Origin of the sequence: Variovorax sp. Root473 (assembly GCF_001426505.1) — a bacterium.
In the GTDB taxonomy this organism is placed as follows: domain Bacteria; phylum Pseudomonadota; class Gammaproteobacteria; order Burkholderiales; family Burkholderiaceae_C; genus Variovorax.
Genome location: NZ_LMEV01000015.1, coordinates 335821 through 351133, shown reverse-complemented (window position 1 = coordinate 351133; position 15313 = coordinate 335821). Strand labels below are relative to the sequence as shown.

At 67.1% G+C, this 15313-nt stretch carries 11 protein-coding genes; 5 read left to right on the top strand and 6 right to left on the bottom strand.

From position 1 onward, the window contains the following. Positions 1-58 precede the first annotated feature (58 nt). From ASD34_RS11355 to ASD34_RS11345, 3 genes are all read right to left on the bottom strand, one after another. Positions 59-829: an amino acid ABC transporter permease gene (locus tag ASD34_RS11355; protein WP_056577191.1), complete on the bottom strand. Its 771-nt coding sequence runs from the start codon at positions 827-829 to the stop codon at positions 59-61. An 87-nt stretch (positions 830-916) separates the two neighbouring features. Further along, positions 917-1675, bottom strand: a complete 759-nt coding sequence (locus tag ASD34_RS11350) for a basic amino acid ABC transporter substrate-binding protein (protein ID WP_056577188.1) — start codon at positions 1673-1675, stop codon at positions 917-919. Between the two features lie 206 nt (positions 1676-1881). After that, positions 1882-2358 (bottom strand): Lrp/AsnC family transcriptional regulator, encoded by a 477-nt coding sequence (locus tag ASD34_RS11345; RefSeq protein WP_056577185.1) that lies wholly within the window; start codon positions 2356-2358, stop codon positions 1882-1884. A gap of 178 nt (positions 2359-2536) precedes the next feature. Between ASD34_RS11345 and ASD34_RS11340 the strand changes: the two genes are divergently transcribed. From ASD34_RS11340 to ASD34_RS11320, 5 genes are all read left to right on the top strand, one after another. Beyond that, on the top strand, positions 2537-6148 hold the full coding sequence (locus ASD34_RS11340; RefSeq protein WP_056577182.1) for an indolepyruvate ferredoxin oxidoreductase family protein: 3612 nt from the start codon (positions 2537-2539) through the stop codon (positions 6146-6148). 258 nt (positions 6149-6406) lie between these two features. After that, entirely contained in the window at positions 6407-6742 is a 336-nt protein-coding gene (gene yajC / locus ASD34_RS11335; protein ID WP_056577179.1) for a preprotein translocase subunit YajC, read from the top strand. An 89-nt stretch (positions 6743-6831) separates the two neighbouring features. After that, positions 6832-8715 (top strand): protein translocase subunit SecD, encoded by a 1884-nt coding sequence (gene secD, locus ASD34_RS11330; protein ID WP_056577177.1) that lies wholly within the window; start codon positions 6832-6834, stop codon positions 8713-8715. Between the two features lie 18 nt (positions 8716-8733). Next, on the top strand, positions 8734-9693 hold the full coding sequence (secF, locus tag ASD34_RS11325) for a protein translocase subunit SecF (protein ID WP_056577174.1): 960 nt from the start codon (positions 8734-8736) through the stop codon (positions 9691-9693). A 112-nt stretch (positions 9694-9805) separates the two neighbouring features. Beyond that, on the top strand, positions 9806-12217 hold the full coding sequence (locus ASD34_RS11320; protein ID WP_056577171.1) for a DUF1631 family protein: 2412 nt from the start codon (positions 9806-9808) through the stop codon (positions 12215-12217). Positions 12218-12270: 53 nt separating this feature from the next. On the opposite strand, the gene ASD34_RS11315 is transcribed toward ASD34_RS11320, so the two are convergent. From ASD34_RS11315 to ASD34_RS11305, 3 genes are read right to left on the bottom strand one after another with little or no spacing between them, the layout of a single operon-like run. Continuing rightward, positions 12271-12801: a DUF494 family protein gene (locus tag ASD34_RS11315; protein ID WP_056577168.1), complete on the bottom strand. Its 531-nt coding sequence runs from the start codon at positions 12799-12801 to the stop codon at positions 12271-12273. A 59-nt stretch (positions 12802-12860) separates the two neighbouring features. Beyond that, the gene (gene dprA / locus ASD34_RS11310) at positions 12861-14003 is read right to left on the bottom strand and encodes a DNA-processing protein DprA (RefSeq protein ID WP_056577165.1); all 1143 of its coding nucleotides are present in this window, start codon (positions 14001-14003) and stop codon (positions 12861-12863) included. A gap of 33 nt (positions 14004-14036) precedes the next feature. Beyond that, positions 14037-15260 carry a LysM peptidoglycan-binding domain-containing protein gene (locus ASD34_RS11305; protein WP_056577162.1) on the bottom strand — a complete coding sequence of 408 codons (1224 nt, stop codon included), beginning with the start codon at positions 15258-15260 and terminating at the stop codon, positions 14037-14039. Positions 15261-15313 lie beyond the last annotated feature (53 nt).

Genomic DNA, 15313 nt, shown 5'->3' with positions numbered 1-15313 from the left:
CCAGTCTCTCAAAACCACTCCGGGTGAACACCCGCAACAACCTATTGAAGCTTCACACCTAGCCCCGGTCGCTGCGGGCGAGGCGGTGTTCCAGCCTGCGCAGCAAGGTCGTGAGCACCAGCGTCATCACCCAGTACACCACCGAGATCGCGAGGTACGGCTCCCAGTAGCGCGCGTACGCGCCGGCCACGGTGCGCGCGGCATAGGCCAGCTCGGCCAGGCCGATGGCCGACACGAGCGACGTGTCTTTCAGCAGCGCGATGGCGTTGTTGCCCAGCGGCGGCAGCATGCGGCGGAAGGCCTGCGGCAGCACCACGTAGCGCATCACCTGCGGCGGGCTGAGGCCCAGCGAACGGCCGGCGTCGAACTGCCCGCGCGAGATCGACTGGATGCCGGCGCGGAACACTTCGGAGATGTAAGCGGCCGAGTTCAGCGTGAGCGCGACCACGCCCGAGATGAGCGCGCCGTGCTCCTGCTTGAGCGTGCGCGCCAGTTCGCCGTCGATGAGCAGGCCGGTGCTCGGATGGATGAACACCGGCATCACCGCGAAGTGGATCAGCAGGATCTGCACGAACAGCGGCGTGCCGCGGAAGAAGCTCACGTACACCGTGGCCGGCCAGCGCAGCAGCAGGCGCGTGACCCAGGTCCACGGCGCGTGGCGCGCCTGCGCCAGCCGCGCGAGCGCCAGGCACAGGCCCCAGCTGGCGCCCAGCAGCACGCAGACCACGGTCATGCGCAGCGTCATCCAGGCGCCCTGCCAGAACAGGTCTTTGTACTCAACCAGGATGTCCCAGCGGAACCATCCGAAAAGCAGGATCGGTTGTTCCATCCTTTGCTCCTCCAACTTTCTCAATCGACAAATGAAAAACGAAACGGCCGCTGGAAGGCGGCCGTATTCAATGCATAGCCGTGCGGCTCAGCGCACGTTCGGGTCCTTGTTGAACCACTTCTTGTAGATCGTCACGTAGCTGCCGTCGGCGCGGATGGCCGCCAGGCCGGCGCTGAGCTTGTCCAGCAGCGCCTTGTCGCCCTTCTTCACGACGATGCCGAAGCCCTCTTCGGGGAAGGACTTGTCGTCCAGCGTCTTCAGGTCGGCATGCTGCGACACGCGGTAGGCAATGACGCCGTTGTCGCCCATGGCCGCATCGACGCCGCCGCCGGCCAGCTCGGAAATGATGAGCGGCGTGCTCTCGAAGCGGCGGATGTTGGGGCTGGTCTTGCCGAACTCGCGCGAGGCGATGTCGTCGGCGGTGGAGGCACTGACCACGGCGATCTTCTTGCCCGTGAGGTCCTTCAGCGAGCTGACGGCGCTGTTCTTCGGCAGCGCGATGAGCTGGCGCGCCGCGAAATACGGCGGCGTGAAGTCGTAGCTCTGCTTGCGCTTCTCGTTGATGGTGACGCCCGAGATCACGAGGTCGACATCGCCGTTGTTCAGCGCGCCGAAGATGCCGGTGAAGGGCGTGTTGACGATCTTGATCTTCAGGCCCTGCTGCCTGGCGATGGCGTTGATGATGTCGATGTCGAAACCGACGATCTGCTTGTCCTTGTTCTCGAAGGCAAACGGCGCGTAGGTGGCGCTGGAGGCCACGGTGAGTTCGCGGTTCTGGGCCTGGGCACCGAAGGTGAGTGTGGCTGCTGCGAGGCCGAGGGCCAGGGCGCGGCGAAGAGAGTTCATTCGGGGTCCTTGTGTCTTGCCGCCCGGCGGGAAGCGGTGGGCGCGCATTTTAGGCGGTCGCTATCGGGGGCCTGGCCGCCTAGCGGGCGCGGCCCATTCGGGTTCCTGTTCAGGCAGCAGGCCGAGGGCCTGCGCGTGTTCTGCGTCGGTCAGCAGGCCCAGGGTGTGCCGGTGCGACAGGGCCCGCCGGCCGATGGCTCCGGCGTTCACGGGGCCAGGTGTCCCAGCGGCAGCGCACTGTTCGCCTTCACCTCGCCCAGCGAGAAGCTGGTGTGCAGGTCTTTCACGTTCGGCAGGTTCATGAGGTTCTGCCGCGCGAAGGCCGAGAAGCCGTTCAGGTCTTGCGCCACCACCTGCAGCTCGAAGGTGCCGGTGCCGCTGATGTAGTGGCAGGCCACGACCTCGGGCATCTTGCGGATCGCGTCTTCGAGCTTGCGCGTGGCATCGTGCGTGACGCGCTCGGTGTCCACGCGCACGAAAGCGAGCACGCCCAGCCCGATCTTGTGGCGGTCGATCTCGGCGCGGTAGCCCTTGATGAACCCGGCGTCCTCGAGCGCGCGCACGCGGCGCCAGCAGGGCGCGGCCGACAGGCCCACGCGCTGCGCCAGTTCGGCGTTCGTGAGGCGTCCGTCGGTCTGCAGTTCTTGCAGGATAGCGAGGTCGAACTTGTCTATTCTTTCCATGGACATAGATGGTAAGCAAGATTCTTTCTGTGGGGCGCTTTTTCGGGGCAAAAAACGCAAACACCTGTCGCAGACCCCGGCATACACTTTGCGTGATCATGGGCTCGCGCCCTACCGGGCACGGACCCACACCCCTCAGCCAGGCCCACAAAGCCCTGCCAATACGGAGACAGAAGACATGAACGCCCCGCTGCCCGAGCACATTCGCCGCGCGCTAGAAACCGTCACGCTCGACGACAAATACTCCCTCGACTACGGCCGTGCCTTCATGAGCGGCGTGCAGGCCCTGGTCAAGCTGCCGATGCTGCAGCGCCTGCGCGACAAGCAGGTCGGCAAGAACACCGCCGGCTTCATCAGCGGCTACCGCGGCTCCCCGCTCGGCGGCTACGACCAGGCGCTGTGGAAGGCCAGCAAGTTCCTCAAGGAACAAAACATCGTCTTCCAGCCCGGCGTGAACGAAGAGCTCGCGGCCACGGCGCTGTGGGGCACGCAGCAACTGGGTTTCTCGCCGCAGGGCACCAACAAGTTCGACGGCGTCTTCGGCATCTGGTACGGCAAGGGCCCGGGCGTGGACCGCTGCTCCGATGTCTTCAAGCACGCCAACATGGCGGGCACCACCGAATTCGGCGGCGTGATCGCGGTGGCCGGCGATGACCACATCTCCAAGAGCTCAACCGCAGCCCACCAGAGCGACCACATCTTCAAGGCCTGCGGCACGCCGGTGTTCTTCCCGGCCAACGTGCAGGAAATTCTCGACCTGGGCATTCACGCGTTTGCCCTGAGCCGCTTCTCGGGCGTGTGGTCGGGCATGAAGACGATCCAGGAGATCGTCGAGTCGAGCGCCACGGCCATGATCGACCCCGAGCGCGTCGACATCGTCATCCCCACCGACTTCGAGATGCCGCCCGGCGGGCTGCACATCCGCTGGCCCGACCATGCGCTGGAGCAGGAAGCCCGGCTCATGCACTACAAGTGGTACGCCGCGCTGGCCTACATCCGCGCCAACCGCCTGAACCACAACGTGATCGAAGGCCCGAACGACCGCTTCGGCATCATGGCCAGCGGCAAGGCCTTCAACGACACGCGCCAGGCGCTCATCGACCTGGGCCTGGACGACGCGGCCTGCCGCCAGCTGGGCATCCGCCTGCACAAGGTGGGCGTGGTGTGGCCGCTGGAGGCGCAGCTCACGCGCGAATTCGCCACCGGCCTGCAGGAGATCCTGGTGGTCGAGGAGAAGCGCCAGGTCATCGAATACCAGCTCAAGGAAGAGCTCTACAACTGGCGCTCCGACGTGCGCCCCAACGTGGTCGGCAAGTTCGACGAAGGCGCCAGCTCCACGGACGACGGTTATTCCGGCGGCGAATGGTCGATGCCCAACCCGACCTCGCACACGCTGCTGCGCGCCAACGCCGACCTGAACCCGGCGCTCATCGCCAAGGCCATCGCCGCGCGCCTGAAGAAGACCGGCCTCCTGGCCGCCGCCGGCGCCGACATGGCCGCGCGCATCGATGCGCAGCTCGCCATCCTCGAGGCCAAGGAGCGTTCGATGGTGGTGCAGCAGGCGTCCACCAGCGTGGCCGACGCCACGCGCCAGCCCTGGTTCTGCTCGGGCTGCCCGCACAACACCAGCACCGTCGTGCCCGAAGGCTCGCGCGCAATGGGCGGCATCGGCTGCCACTTCATGGCGACCTGGATGGACCGCTCCACCATCGGCTTCACGCAGATGGGCGGCGAGGGCGTGCCGTGGGTGGGCCAGCAGCCCTTCACGACCGACCAGCACATCTTCGCCAACCTGGGCGACGGCACGTACTTCCACAGCGGCCTGCTCGCCATCCGCCAGAGCATCGCGGCCGGTGTGAACATCACCTACAAGATCCTCTACAACGACGCGGTGGCCATGACCGGCGGCCAGCAGGTCGGGGAGCGCCCCGAGGGCCACTCGGTGCTGCAGATTGCCGAAAGCCTGCACGCGGAAGGTGCCAAGAAGGTCGTCATCGTGACCGACGAGCCCGAGAAGTACGAGGGCGTGACCATCCCCGGCGACCACGTGCAGGTGAAGCACCGCGACCTGCTGGACGACGTGCAGCGCGAGTTCCGCGCCATCGCCGGCACCACGGCCATCATCTACGACCAGACCTGCGCCACCGAGAAGCGCCGCCGCCGCAAGCGCGGCACGGCCGTCGATCCGGCCAAGCGCGTGGTCATCAACGAACTGGTCTGCGAAGGCTGCGGCGACTGCAGCGTGCAGAGCAATTGCCTCTCCGTGGAGCCGCTGGAAACCGAATTCGGCCGCAAGCGCACCATCAACCAGAGCAGCTGCAACAAGGACATGAGCTGCCTCAAGGGCTTCTGCCCGAGCTTCGTGACCGTCGAGGGCGGCCAGCTCAAGAAGAAGGGCAAGAACAAGGCGGCCACGCCGGCCGAGTTCGGCCTGCTGAACGAGCCGACCATTCCTTCGCTGGACGGCGGCAAGGTTTGGGGCGTGGTGGTCGCGGGCGTCGGCGGCACCGGCGTGATCACCATCGGCCAGCTGCTGGGCATGGCCGCGCACATCGAGGCCAAGGGCATCGTCACGCAGGACGCGGCGGGCCTGGCGCAAAAGGGCGGCGCCACCTGGAGCCACGTGCTCATCGGCGACACGCAGGACGACATCCGCACCACCCGCGTGGGCACCGCGGCGGCCGACCTGATCCTGGCCTGCGACCCGCTGGTGACGATCAACGCCGAGACCATGGCGCGCATGCGCGAAGGGCGCACGCACGTGGCGCTCAACAGCCACAGCGCGCCCACCGCCGCTTTCGTGCGCAACGCCAACTGGCAGAACCCCGAAGACGCCTGCGCCGCTGAAATTGCGCGCGCCGTGGGCATCGACGGCCTGGGCGCCTTCGACGCCGATGCCGCCGCCACCGCACTGATGGGCGACACCATCTACGTCAACCCGATGATCCTGGGCTACGCCTGGCAAAAGGGCTGGGTGCCGCTGGCGCACGAGTCGCTGATGCGCGCCATCGAGCTGAACGCCGTGGCCGTCGAGAACAACAAGACCGCCTTCGAGTGGGGCCGCCAGGCCGCCGTGCGCCCGGACGAGCTGCAAAAGCGCGTGCGCCCGGGCCAGGTCATCGAGTTCAAGAAGCGCGAGACGGTCGAGGCCCTCGTCGCTCGTCGCGCCGAGTTCCTGACCGGCTACCAGAACGCCGCCTACGCCGAGGAATACAAGGCCTTCGTCGGCCGCGTGCAGCAGGTCGAGTCGGCCGTCGGCAAGAGCACGGGCCTGGCCGAAACGGTGGCGCGCTACCTGTTCAAGCTCATGGCCTACAAGGACGAGTACGAAGTCGCCCGCCTGCACACCGACCGCACCTTCCTGGACCGCGTCGAGGGCATGTTCGAAGGCGACTACAAGCTCAACTACCACCTGGCGCCGCCGCTCATGGCCAAGAAGAACGCCAAGGGCCAGCTGCAGAAGCAGAAGTTCGGCCCCTGGATGCTCACGGGCTTCCGCGTTCTCGCCAAGCTGAAGGGCCTGCGCGGCACGGCGCTCGACGTCTTCGGCCGCACCGAAGAGCGCAAGACCGAGCGCGCCCTCATCGGCGAGTACCGCGCCAGCATCGAGGAAGTGCTCAAGGGCCTGCGCGCCGACAACCACGCGCTGGCGCTGGAGATTGCGGCGCTGCCCGAGCAGATCCGCGGCTACGGCCACGTGAAGGAGCGCAACCTCGCGGCCGCCCGCGCCCGCTGGAACGAGCTGCTGGGCAAGTGGCGCCACCCGCAGGCGCAACGCGCAGCGGCCTGATCCGTCAAGCCCGTTTCCGCTGACAAAGAGCGCCCTTGCGGCGCTCTTTGCTATTTAAACGATAGCTAAAAGCCCTCCGGGCCGCGCCGGATAAGGGCGCGAAACGGGCATCTGCGACGAATACAATGCCCGACTGCGCGCGGCCTCCCCCCGCCGAGCCTCTGACTTGCGGCCCGCATCCTCGTGGGCACGGAACCGCGGGCCCGGCCCGCGCATCTGAAGTCTTTTTCTTCTCTCTTCCCTCTGCTGGAGACTCTCTTGTTCATTTCCTCTGCTTTCGCTCAAACCGCGCCCGCAGCCGCCGGTGGTGGCGACATGTTGTCTTCGCTGGGCAGCATGCTGCCGCTGGTGCTGATGTTCGTGGTGCTGTATTTCGTCATGATCCGCCCGCAAATGAAGCGCCAGAAAGAAGCCCGCGCCATGATCGAAGCCCTGGCCAAGGGTGACGAAGTCGCCACGGCCGGTGGCGTGCTCGGCAAGATCACATCGATCAGCGACCAGTACCTGGGCCTGGAAATCGCCAACGGCGTCGAGATCAAGGTCCAGCGCAGCGCGGTGGTCCAGGTGCTGCCCAAGGGCGCCGTCAAGCAATAAAAGCGTGAGCTGAACCTTGCGCTTCACGGCGCAGGGCCCCAAGTCACGCCGTGTTCCCTTTCTGAAACGCTTGTGAAAAGCGCCTTCTCATGAACCGTTACCCGGTCTGGAAGTACACGATCATCGTGATCGTGCTACTCGTGGGGCTCATCTACGCCCTGCCCAATTTCTTCGGCGAAGCACCCGCGGTGCAGGTGTCCGCGGCCAAGACGACCGTCAAGGTCGACGCCGCCACCCAGACCCGGGTCGAGGAGGCGCTGAAGGCGGCCGGCCTGGCGCCTGACCTGGTGACCCTCGACGCCGGCTCGCTGCGCGCCCGCTTCATCACCACCGACGACCAGCTCAAGGCGCGCGACGTCGTGCAGCGCGCCCTGGTGCCCGACGCCAGCGACCCGCCCTACACCGTGGCGCTGAACCTGCTGTCGCGTTCGCCGAAATGGCTCACGTCGCTGCATGCGTTCCCGATGTACCTGGGCCTGGACCTGCGCGGCGGGGTCGACTTCCTGCTGCAGGTCGACATGAAGGGGGCCATCGACAAGAAGGCCGAATCGTTCGCGAGCGATCTGCGCACCACCTTCCGCGACAAGAGCATCCGCGGCACCCAGGTCAGCCGCAACGGCCAGACCGTCGAGGTGACCTTCCGCGACGCGGCCTCGCTCGAGACCGCCAAGCGCCTGATCGTGGACCAGTTCCCTGATCTCAGCACCACCGACGCGCCCGACGGCACCAACTGGCGCCTGACCGCCACCATCAAGCCCGAGGCGGCCCGCCGCCTGCAGGACGCCGCGCTCAAGCAGAACATCACGACCCTGCACAACCGGATCAACGAACTCGGCGTGGCCGAGCCCGTGATCCAGCAGCAGGGCCTGGACCGCATCGTCGTGCAGCTGCCCGGCGTGCAGGATACGGCCAAGGCCAAGGAAATCCTGGGCCGCACCGCCACGCTCGAAATGCGCATGGTGGACGAAAGCGCCGAAGGCCGCGCAGCCGAACTGAGCGGCGCGCCCGTGCCCTTCGGCTCCGAGAAATTCCTCGACCGCACCGGCCGCCCGGTGATCGTGAAGAAGCAGGTGCTCGTCACCGGCGAGAACCTCACCGACGCGCAGCCCGGCTTCGACCAGCAGAGCAACCAGCCCAAGGTCGACCTGACCATGGACGCCAAGGGCGGGCGCATCATGCGCGACGTCAGCCGCGAGAACTACAAGAAGCGCATGGCCATGCTGATCTTCGAGAAGGGCAAGGGCGAAGTGCTCACGGCCCCGTCGATCAACGGCGAACTGGGCAACCGCTTCCAGGTCTCGGGTTCGATGACGGTGGCCGAGGCCAGCGACCTCGCCCTGCTGCTGCGCGCCGGCTCGCTGGCCGCGCCCATGGAGATCATCCAGGAGCGCACCATCGGTCCGACGCTCGGTGCCGACAACATCGAAAAAGGCTTCAAGAGCGTGATGTACGGCTTCCTGGCCATCATGGTCTTCATGTGCCTGTACTACGCACTGTTCGGCCTGTTCTCTTCGATCGCGCTGGCCGTCAACCTGATGCTGCTGGTCGCCATCCTGTCGATGCTGCAGGCCACGCTCACGCTGCCTGGCATCGCGGCCATGGCGCTGGCCATCGGCGTGGCCATCGACTCCAACGTGCTCATCAACGAGCGCGTGCGTGAAGAGCTGCGCAACGGCGCGTCGCCGCAGGCCGCCATCCACGCGGGCTACGACCGCGCCTGGGGCACGATCCTCGACTCCAACGTCACCACGCTGATCGCCGGTATTGCGTTGCTGGCCTTCGGCTCGGGCCCGGTGCGCGGCTTCGCGGTGGTGCACTGCATCGGCATCGTCACCTCGATGTTCTCCGCCGTGTTCTTCTCGCGCGGCCTCGTGAACTTCTGGTACGGCAACAAGAAGAAGCTCAAGTCTGTGTCGATCGGCACCGTCTGGCGGCCAAAGACCGACGGCGCAGCCGTGGTCGAAACCAAGTAACGGCCGAGGACCATCGCCATGGAATTCTTCCGCATCCACAAGACCATCCCGTTCATGCGCCATGCCCTGGTGCTGAACATCATCTCCTTCGCCACCTTTGCGCTGGCGCTGTTCTTCCTGTTCCACCGCGGACTGCACCTGTCGGTGGAGTTCACCGGCGGCACGGTGATGGAAGTCGCCTACGAGCAGTCGGCCGACATCGGCAAGGTGCGCGAGGCGATCAACAAGCTCGGCTATCCCGAAGTGCAGGTGCAGAACTACGGCACCTCGCGCGACGTGCAGATTCGCCTGCCCACCCAGAAGGGCATGAGCTCCGACCAGCAGAGCGCGCAGGTCATGCAGGCGCTGAAGTCGGTCGATCCGTCGGCCACGCAGCGCGGCATCGAGGTCGTCGGGCCGCAGGTCGGCGAGGAGCTGACCACCAACGGCATCAAGGCGCTGGCCATGGTGGTGATCGGCATCATGATCTACCTGGCGTTCCGCTTCGAATGGAAGTTCGCGCTGTCCACCGTGCTGGCCAACCTGCACGACGTGGTGATCATCCTGGGCTTCTTTGCCTTCTTCCAGTGGGAGTTCTCGCTGGCGGTGCTGGCGGCGGTGCTCGCGGTGCTGGGCTACTCGGTGAACGAGTCGGTCGTGATCTTCGACCGCGTGCGCGAGAACTTCCGGCGTTACCGCAAGATGACGACGATCGAAGTCATCGACAACGCGATCACCTCGACCATCAGCCGCACGATCATCACCCACGGCTCCACGCAGCTCGTGGTGCTGTCGATGTTCTTCTTCGGCGGCCCCACGCTGCACTACTTTGCGCTGGCGCTGACCATCGGCATCTGCTTTGGCATCTACTCGTCGTGCTTCGTGGCCGCCGCGATCGCGATGTGGCTGGGTGTGAAGCGTGAAGACCTGATCAAGGGCCCCGTCAAGCGCGACGGTGATTCCGGTGGTGACGACCCGAACGCCGGCGCGGTGGTCTGAGGGATATTCCGGCACCGGCTGCGTGTCGGCCACACTTGTGCGGTGACGCTTCCCGATGCAAGCTCGGGGTTGTCATCCTCGAACCGTATCCTCCGGCCTTTCCGATCCATCAATGAGCACTGCGCGGTCCGCCTCTTCCCTGCAGCTCGCACGCGAGGCGCGTGAGCGTTTCGTGGCGGCCACGGAAGGCGCGATCGCTCCGCTGGCCCAGGCCATTCGCGACCGTTTGACCGCGGTGGCTTCCGATGTCGGCAGCGCGCGCGCCATGCAGGAAAGCCGCGATGACCTCGTGGCGTTCCTGGGCCATGCCTCGCAGTGGGTGTCGCTGGCGCAGACCGGCTGGCGCAAGGCGCTGGGCACAGGCCCGGCGGGCGGCACTTCGTCGGCCCCCGCGGCGCTGCGGCTGGAGCTCATCGGCGACGAGGTGGTCGAGAGCAACATCCTCGCCTCGCGCCTCGCACAGACCATTCACGACAAGGCCAGCTTCGAGCTCAGCGACCTGCGCCTGCGCATCCAATACCTCGAGGGCACGAACGAGCTCGACGCCCGGGACGTGCTGAAACCCGAGACGCTGGCCAAGCTGCTGGTGGAACAGTGGCTGGCCGCCGGCCTGAGCCGCGAGGCCTGGGGCCGCGTGCAGGGCACGGTACAGCAGGCGCTGGCGGACGTGGTCGTGAAGGCCTACGAAAGCGCCAACACCTTCCTGATCGCGCAGGGCGTGATGCCCGAAATCGATCTCAAGAGCTTCGTGCGCCGCACGGGCGATTCGGGCGGCGGCCCGTCGTCCATGGGCATGCCGGTCTCGTCGAGCATGCCGATGGGGCAGGGCTCGTCGGCAGGTGCGGCCGTGCCGCACGGCCAGCAACAGCCACCGCAGCCGCAGCCGCAGCCGCAGCGTCCGGGCTTCGCCTTCCAGGCCTCGCATGCGGCGTCCGTGCCGTCGTCGGGAACAGCCTCCAGCTCGATGATCGGGAGCTCGCCGCTCGCGTTCGCACGCCAGCGCGCGCAGACCGCGTTGCTGAGCCTCAAGCGTTTCGTCGCCGCGCGCATCGGCGGCGAGGCCGGCGCCTCGCAACCGGGCGGTGGCACGACCGGCACCGGTGGCGGCGTGGCCGCGCCCCGCGTGTTTTCGCGCACCTTTGCCGGCGCCATCGCCGATGCCGAGGTCGCCTACCGCATGGCGGCCACGCAGTACATGGACGGCGCCGGCGAGCAGGCCACGCTGATCCAGCAGACCGCCGTCGACCTGCGCCGGCGCACCGCCGAGCTCAAGAAGCGCGCGCCCACCACGGCCGACAAGGCCACGGTCGAGATCGTGGCGCTGATGTTCCAGGCCATCCTCGCGGAAGAGCGCATTCCGTTCTCCGCCCGCGTGTGGTTCGCGCGGCTGCAGATGCCCGTGCTGCGCGTGGCCATCGCCGAGCCCGAATTCTTCGGCACCCTGCAGCACCCCGCACGCATGCTGATCGACCGCATGGGCTCCTGCGTGATGGGCTTCGACGCCGCTGCCATCACCGGCAGCGCGCTCGAGAACGAGATCAAGCGCGTGGTGCAGGTGATCGAGCAGTACCCCGAAACCGGCCAGCGTGTGTTCAAGCTGGTGTTCGACGAGTTCGTCGCCTTTCTCGGCCGCTACCTCACGCAGAGCGACGCCACGCAGCGCGTCATGAGCGTGGCGCAGCAGGTCGAGCAGAAGGAGACGATGGCGATCCAGTACACCATCGAGTTGCGCAAGATGCTCAACGACATGCCGGTGCGCGACGAGATCCGCGAGTTCCTCTTCAAGGTCTGGGCCGAGGTGCTGGCCATCGCGGCGCTGCGCTACGGCGCGCAGGGCGAGCACACCGTGATGCTCAAGCGCGTGGCCTCCGAGCTGGTCTGGGCCGCGAGCGCCAAGCCCAACCGCGCCGACCGCGCCCGCGTCATTCAAGACCTGCCGCAACTGCTGCAGCGCCTGCGCCAGGGCATGGACCTGCTGGGCATCGTCGGCGAGCCCCAGGAAGGCCACATCAAGACCATCGGCGCCACGCTCACCGACGCCTTCATGTCGAAGACCGAGGCCATTCCGCAGGCCAAGATCGAGGCCATGGCCGAGCGACTGGCGCACCTGGAAGACTTCGTGACCGACGACGGCAGCGCCGCCAGCCTGCCGCTGGACGCGCAGAGCATCGAGCTGCTGCTCGGCGTGGATGCCAGCGCCATCGAGGTCATTCCCGACACCGCCGGCGTCAAGGTCGCTGACGAAATGCTCGCATGGACCCACGAGCTGCAAGTGGGCAACTGGTTCATGCTGGACCACAACGACCGCGTGACCCAGGTCCAGTTCGTCTGGCGCAGCGACCGCAAGCAGCTGCATCTGTTCGCCTCGGCCGACGGCCGCAGCTTCCTCATCCAGGCCGGGCGGTTGGCGATGTACCTGCAGGCCGGCCTGCTGGTGCCGGCCGAGGAAGAAACGCTCACCGCGCGCGCGACGCGCGAGGCGCTGGCGAAGCTCGATGCGAATCCCGAGCGACTTCTGAACTAGTCAGCCGCGGCTGCTCTCGTCTGTGGGGAAGTGCGCGCAGCTCGGAAGCGAGCTCAGTGTGCCGTACGACCTTCGCGGCTTTCGCAGAGCTCGTCGAGCACTAGCGCATCGGGCTCGATGCCGGTGCTCCAGTGCACCATCAGCACGATGATCTTGAGCTCGTCCAGCGCCACCGGATTGCCCGGTGCGGCCATCGCGCGCTCGACGACGATCTCGCGCAGGCCGCAGGGCAGCACGTTCGACAGTTCGAGAAAGCGGATGAAGCCGAGGCATTCGGCGCCGAGGTGTTCCTGTTCCGAGGGTGAGTACACGCGCATCGACTGGCTCGATTGCGGGAGTGCCGCCTCGGGTGCGCGCCCCAGCGTGACGCGGGCGGCGGTGATGGCGTTGTCGCCTTCACCGGTCTGGCGTTCGAATTGCAGGCCTTGCGTGGCAAGGCTCAGGCCGTCGAGCCACTGCAGGGCGTCGCGTATTTCGTCTGCCTCGAAACCGTGCGCACTGAGCTTGCGGCCCAGCTGTTCGGGTTCGGGGCAGGCATCGCCGCGCCAGTAGTTTTCATACACAAACACGAGCACTTCGAACATGAGTCCAATATAGCCGAGGAATCTGTCGTGTGTCCCTAGGCTTTCGTGCACTTCGCGCGTCAGCCGACGGCGGCTCTTTGAAACAAGCCGCCGGGCAGCCGCGAGACATGCCCGTCGAGTTCAAGCTCGAGCATCTTCGCCTGCAGCTGAGCCGCGCTCCAGCCGGTGCGCGCGCTCAGCGCATCGAGGCTCACGGGGTCGAAACCAAGGGCATCGAGCAGTGGATGTTCGGGGGCCGACGACGGCGTGTCGCTGGCCTGCGCGCGAGCGGGCGGCGCGAGCGGCGGCAGCTCTTCGAGGATGTCGTTCACCGACTCGACGAGCTTCGCGCCTTGGCGGATCAGCGCATGGCAGCCGCGCGATTGCGGCGAGTGGATCGAGCCCGGGATCGCGAACACTTCCTTGCCCTGCTCCGACGTGAGCCGCGCCGTGATGAGCGAGCCCGAGGCCAGTGCGGCCTCGACCACCAAGGTGCCGCGCGCCAGGCCGGCGATCAGGCGGTTGCGCTTGGGGAAGTTCTGCGTGAGGGGCGGCGTGCCGAGCGGCAGCTCGCTCACGATGAGCCCCTGCAGCGTGATGCGATGCGCGAGATCGCGGTGTCGCGCAGGGTAGACGCGGTCCAGGCCGGTGCCGACCACGGCCACGGTGGCAAGCACCGGTGCATCGCCGGCCGCGTCGAGCGCGCCCAGGTGCGCCGCGCCGTCGATGCCGAGCGCCAGACCCGAAACGACAGGCAGGCCGGCCTCGCCCAGCGCCCGAGCAAACGCGCGTGCGTGGCTGGCGCCCTGCGGCGTCGGGTTGCGGCTGCCGACCACGGCGAGGCTGTGGCCGAGTTGCGTGAGGTCGAAGGCCGGGGCACCGAGCACGTAGAGCATCAGCGGCGGGTCGACCATCTCGAGCAGCGAACCCGGGTAGCTGGCATCGCCGAGCGTCACGACGCGGCGCGTGACGGCGCCCCCGGTGGGGTCGTCCGCGGGATGCAGCCATTGCCAGGTGAGGTCGACCTGCACCTGCAGGCTGGACGGCAGTTGCTTCAGCGCGGCGGCCTGGGCGGTGCTGACGACTTCGCGCAGCGCCGCTTCGGGCTGCGCGAAGATCGCTTCAGGCAGCCCGAAGGCCGCGAGCAGGCGGCGTGCAGCGCCGTCGCCGACGCCTGGTGTCAGTGAAAGTCGCAGCCAGCCTGCGAGTTCTGCGCGTTCCAAACGAGTGTGCGAGAAAAAAGCCTCAGGCGCGTGTCAGGGATTGACGAGGAAGTCGCCGGCGCGGGGAGTGTCGTTGATTTCGAGCACCAGTGCGTAAGAGACTTTCTCGAAGGTGCGGAACACCATCAGCAGGCCGATGCGTTCATTCGGCAGCTTGATCGTTTCCTTGCGCGCACCGGTGCGGTCGAGGATGGTTTCGCCGTTCTTCAAAATGGCCAGCACATGGCCGTTGTCGACGCCGTCGCGCGTGCCCTTGTTGATGGCCACGACCTGGTTCTGCGCCGCGTACTGCACCGCGTTGCCGTAGACCGAGATGATGCGGCCGTCGACCTGCGTCGACGGTGCGCGCGGCGCGTAGCTCAGCAGCTGGCGCGGCGGTTCGGGCAGCAGGCGGTCGCCGGCGCGCATTTCCTCGCGCGACGCAATGATGTCGATGCTGGCCGGCACGACGGTGATGACGTCCTTGTCGCCGGTCGTCTCGATGGTGGTCGATTCGCCGCGCTGCAGCTGAGCCTTGCCCAGGTACTGCGCCTCGTAGCCGAGGATTTCGCCGGTGCCGGGGTCTTTCAGCGGCGTGGCGCTGCGGAAGATGCGGTAGTGCTGCACCGGCCCCGGCTTTTCGACCAGCGGCGATTCGGCGTTGCCGCGCGCATAGGCGCGGTCGCCGCGCGACAGCAGCACGCGGCTGTCGTTGCCGGCCACGATGCGCGGCGCGGCGTCGAGCGTGTTGGCATCGACCACGATGGGTTCGCTGAGGAAGGGCTCGATGAGGCTCGGGTTGAGCGTGGGCAAGGCCATGCCCGCGAGCGAGTCGAAGCGCGTGCGCGGCGACAGCTTGATGGTGCCGCCGTCGCCGCCGGCCGCGCCGCGGCGCGTGGTGAGGCGGGCGCGGCCGCCGCTCTTGTCCAGGTACAGCACCTGGCCCGGGTAGATGCGGTGCGGGTCCTGGATCTCGTTGATGTTCATGCCCCAGAGTTCCGGCCAGCGCCAGGGGCGCAGCAGGTACAGGCGCGAGATGGCCCACAGCGTGTCACCGGGCTTGACCGTGTATTCGTCGGGGGCCTTCGGCGACAGCTCGCTCAGCGGCACGCCGGCCTGGGCCGTCTGCTGGGCGGTGGCCCGCTGCTGCGGCGTGACGGGGTAGGTTGTCTGCGCCCAGGTCGCCGTGGCGCCGCAGCTGCCGGCCACCGCCAGGGCGGCCGTCCAGAAGGCAAAAAGGGTCGGGCGTTGGCGGTCGGTGGAGCTGGGCTGTGTCATGTCTGGATGGGTGAGCGCACGAAGTATCGCGACGCATACGAATCTCACAATTT

Bases quoted from the DNA above. Each gene is read 5' to 3' on its own strand.
- ASD34_RS11355 (WP_056577191.1), bottom strand. From the start codon at position 829: ATGGAACAACCGATCCTGCTTTTCGGATGGTTCCGCTGGGACATCCTG.
- ASD34_RS11350 (WP_056577188.1), bottom strand. From the start codon at position 1,675: ATGAACTCTCTTCGCCGCGCCCTGGCCCTCGGCCTCGCAGCAGCCACA.
- ASD34_RS11345 (WP_056577185.1), bottom strand. From the start codon at position 2,358: ATGGAAAGAATAGACAAGTTCGACCTCGCTATCCTGCAAGAACTGCAG.
- ASD34_RS11340 (WP_056577182.1), top strand. From the start codon at position 2,537: ATGAACGCCCCGCTGCCCGAGCACATTCGCCGCGCGCTAGAAACCGTC.
- secD (WP_056577177.1), top strand. From the start codon at position 6,832: ATGAACCGTTACCCGGTCTGGAAGTACACGATCATCGTGATCGTGCTA.
- secF (WP_056577174.1), top strand. From the start codon at position 8,734: ATGGAATTCTTCCGCATCCACAAGACCATCCCGTTCATGCGCCATGCC.
- ASD34_RS11320 (WP_056577171.1), top strand. From the start codon at position 9,806: ATGAGCACTGCGCGGTCCGCCTCTTCCCTGCAGCTCGCACGCGAGGCG.
- ASD34_RS11315 (WP_056577168.1), bottom strand. From the start codon at position 12,801: ATGTTCGAAGTGCTCGTGTTTGTGTATGAAAACTACTGGCGCGGCGAT.
- ASD34_RS11305 (WP_056577162.1), bottom strand. From the start codon at position 15,260: ATGACACAGCCCAGCTCCACCGACCGCCAACGCCCGACCCTTTTTGCC.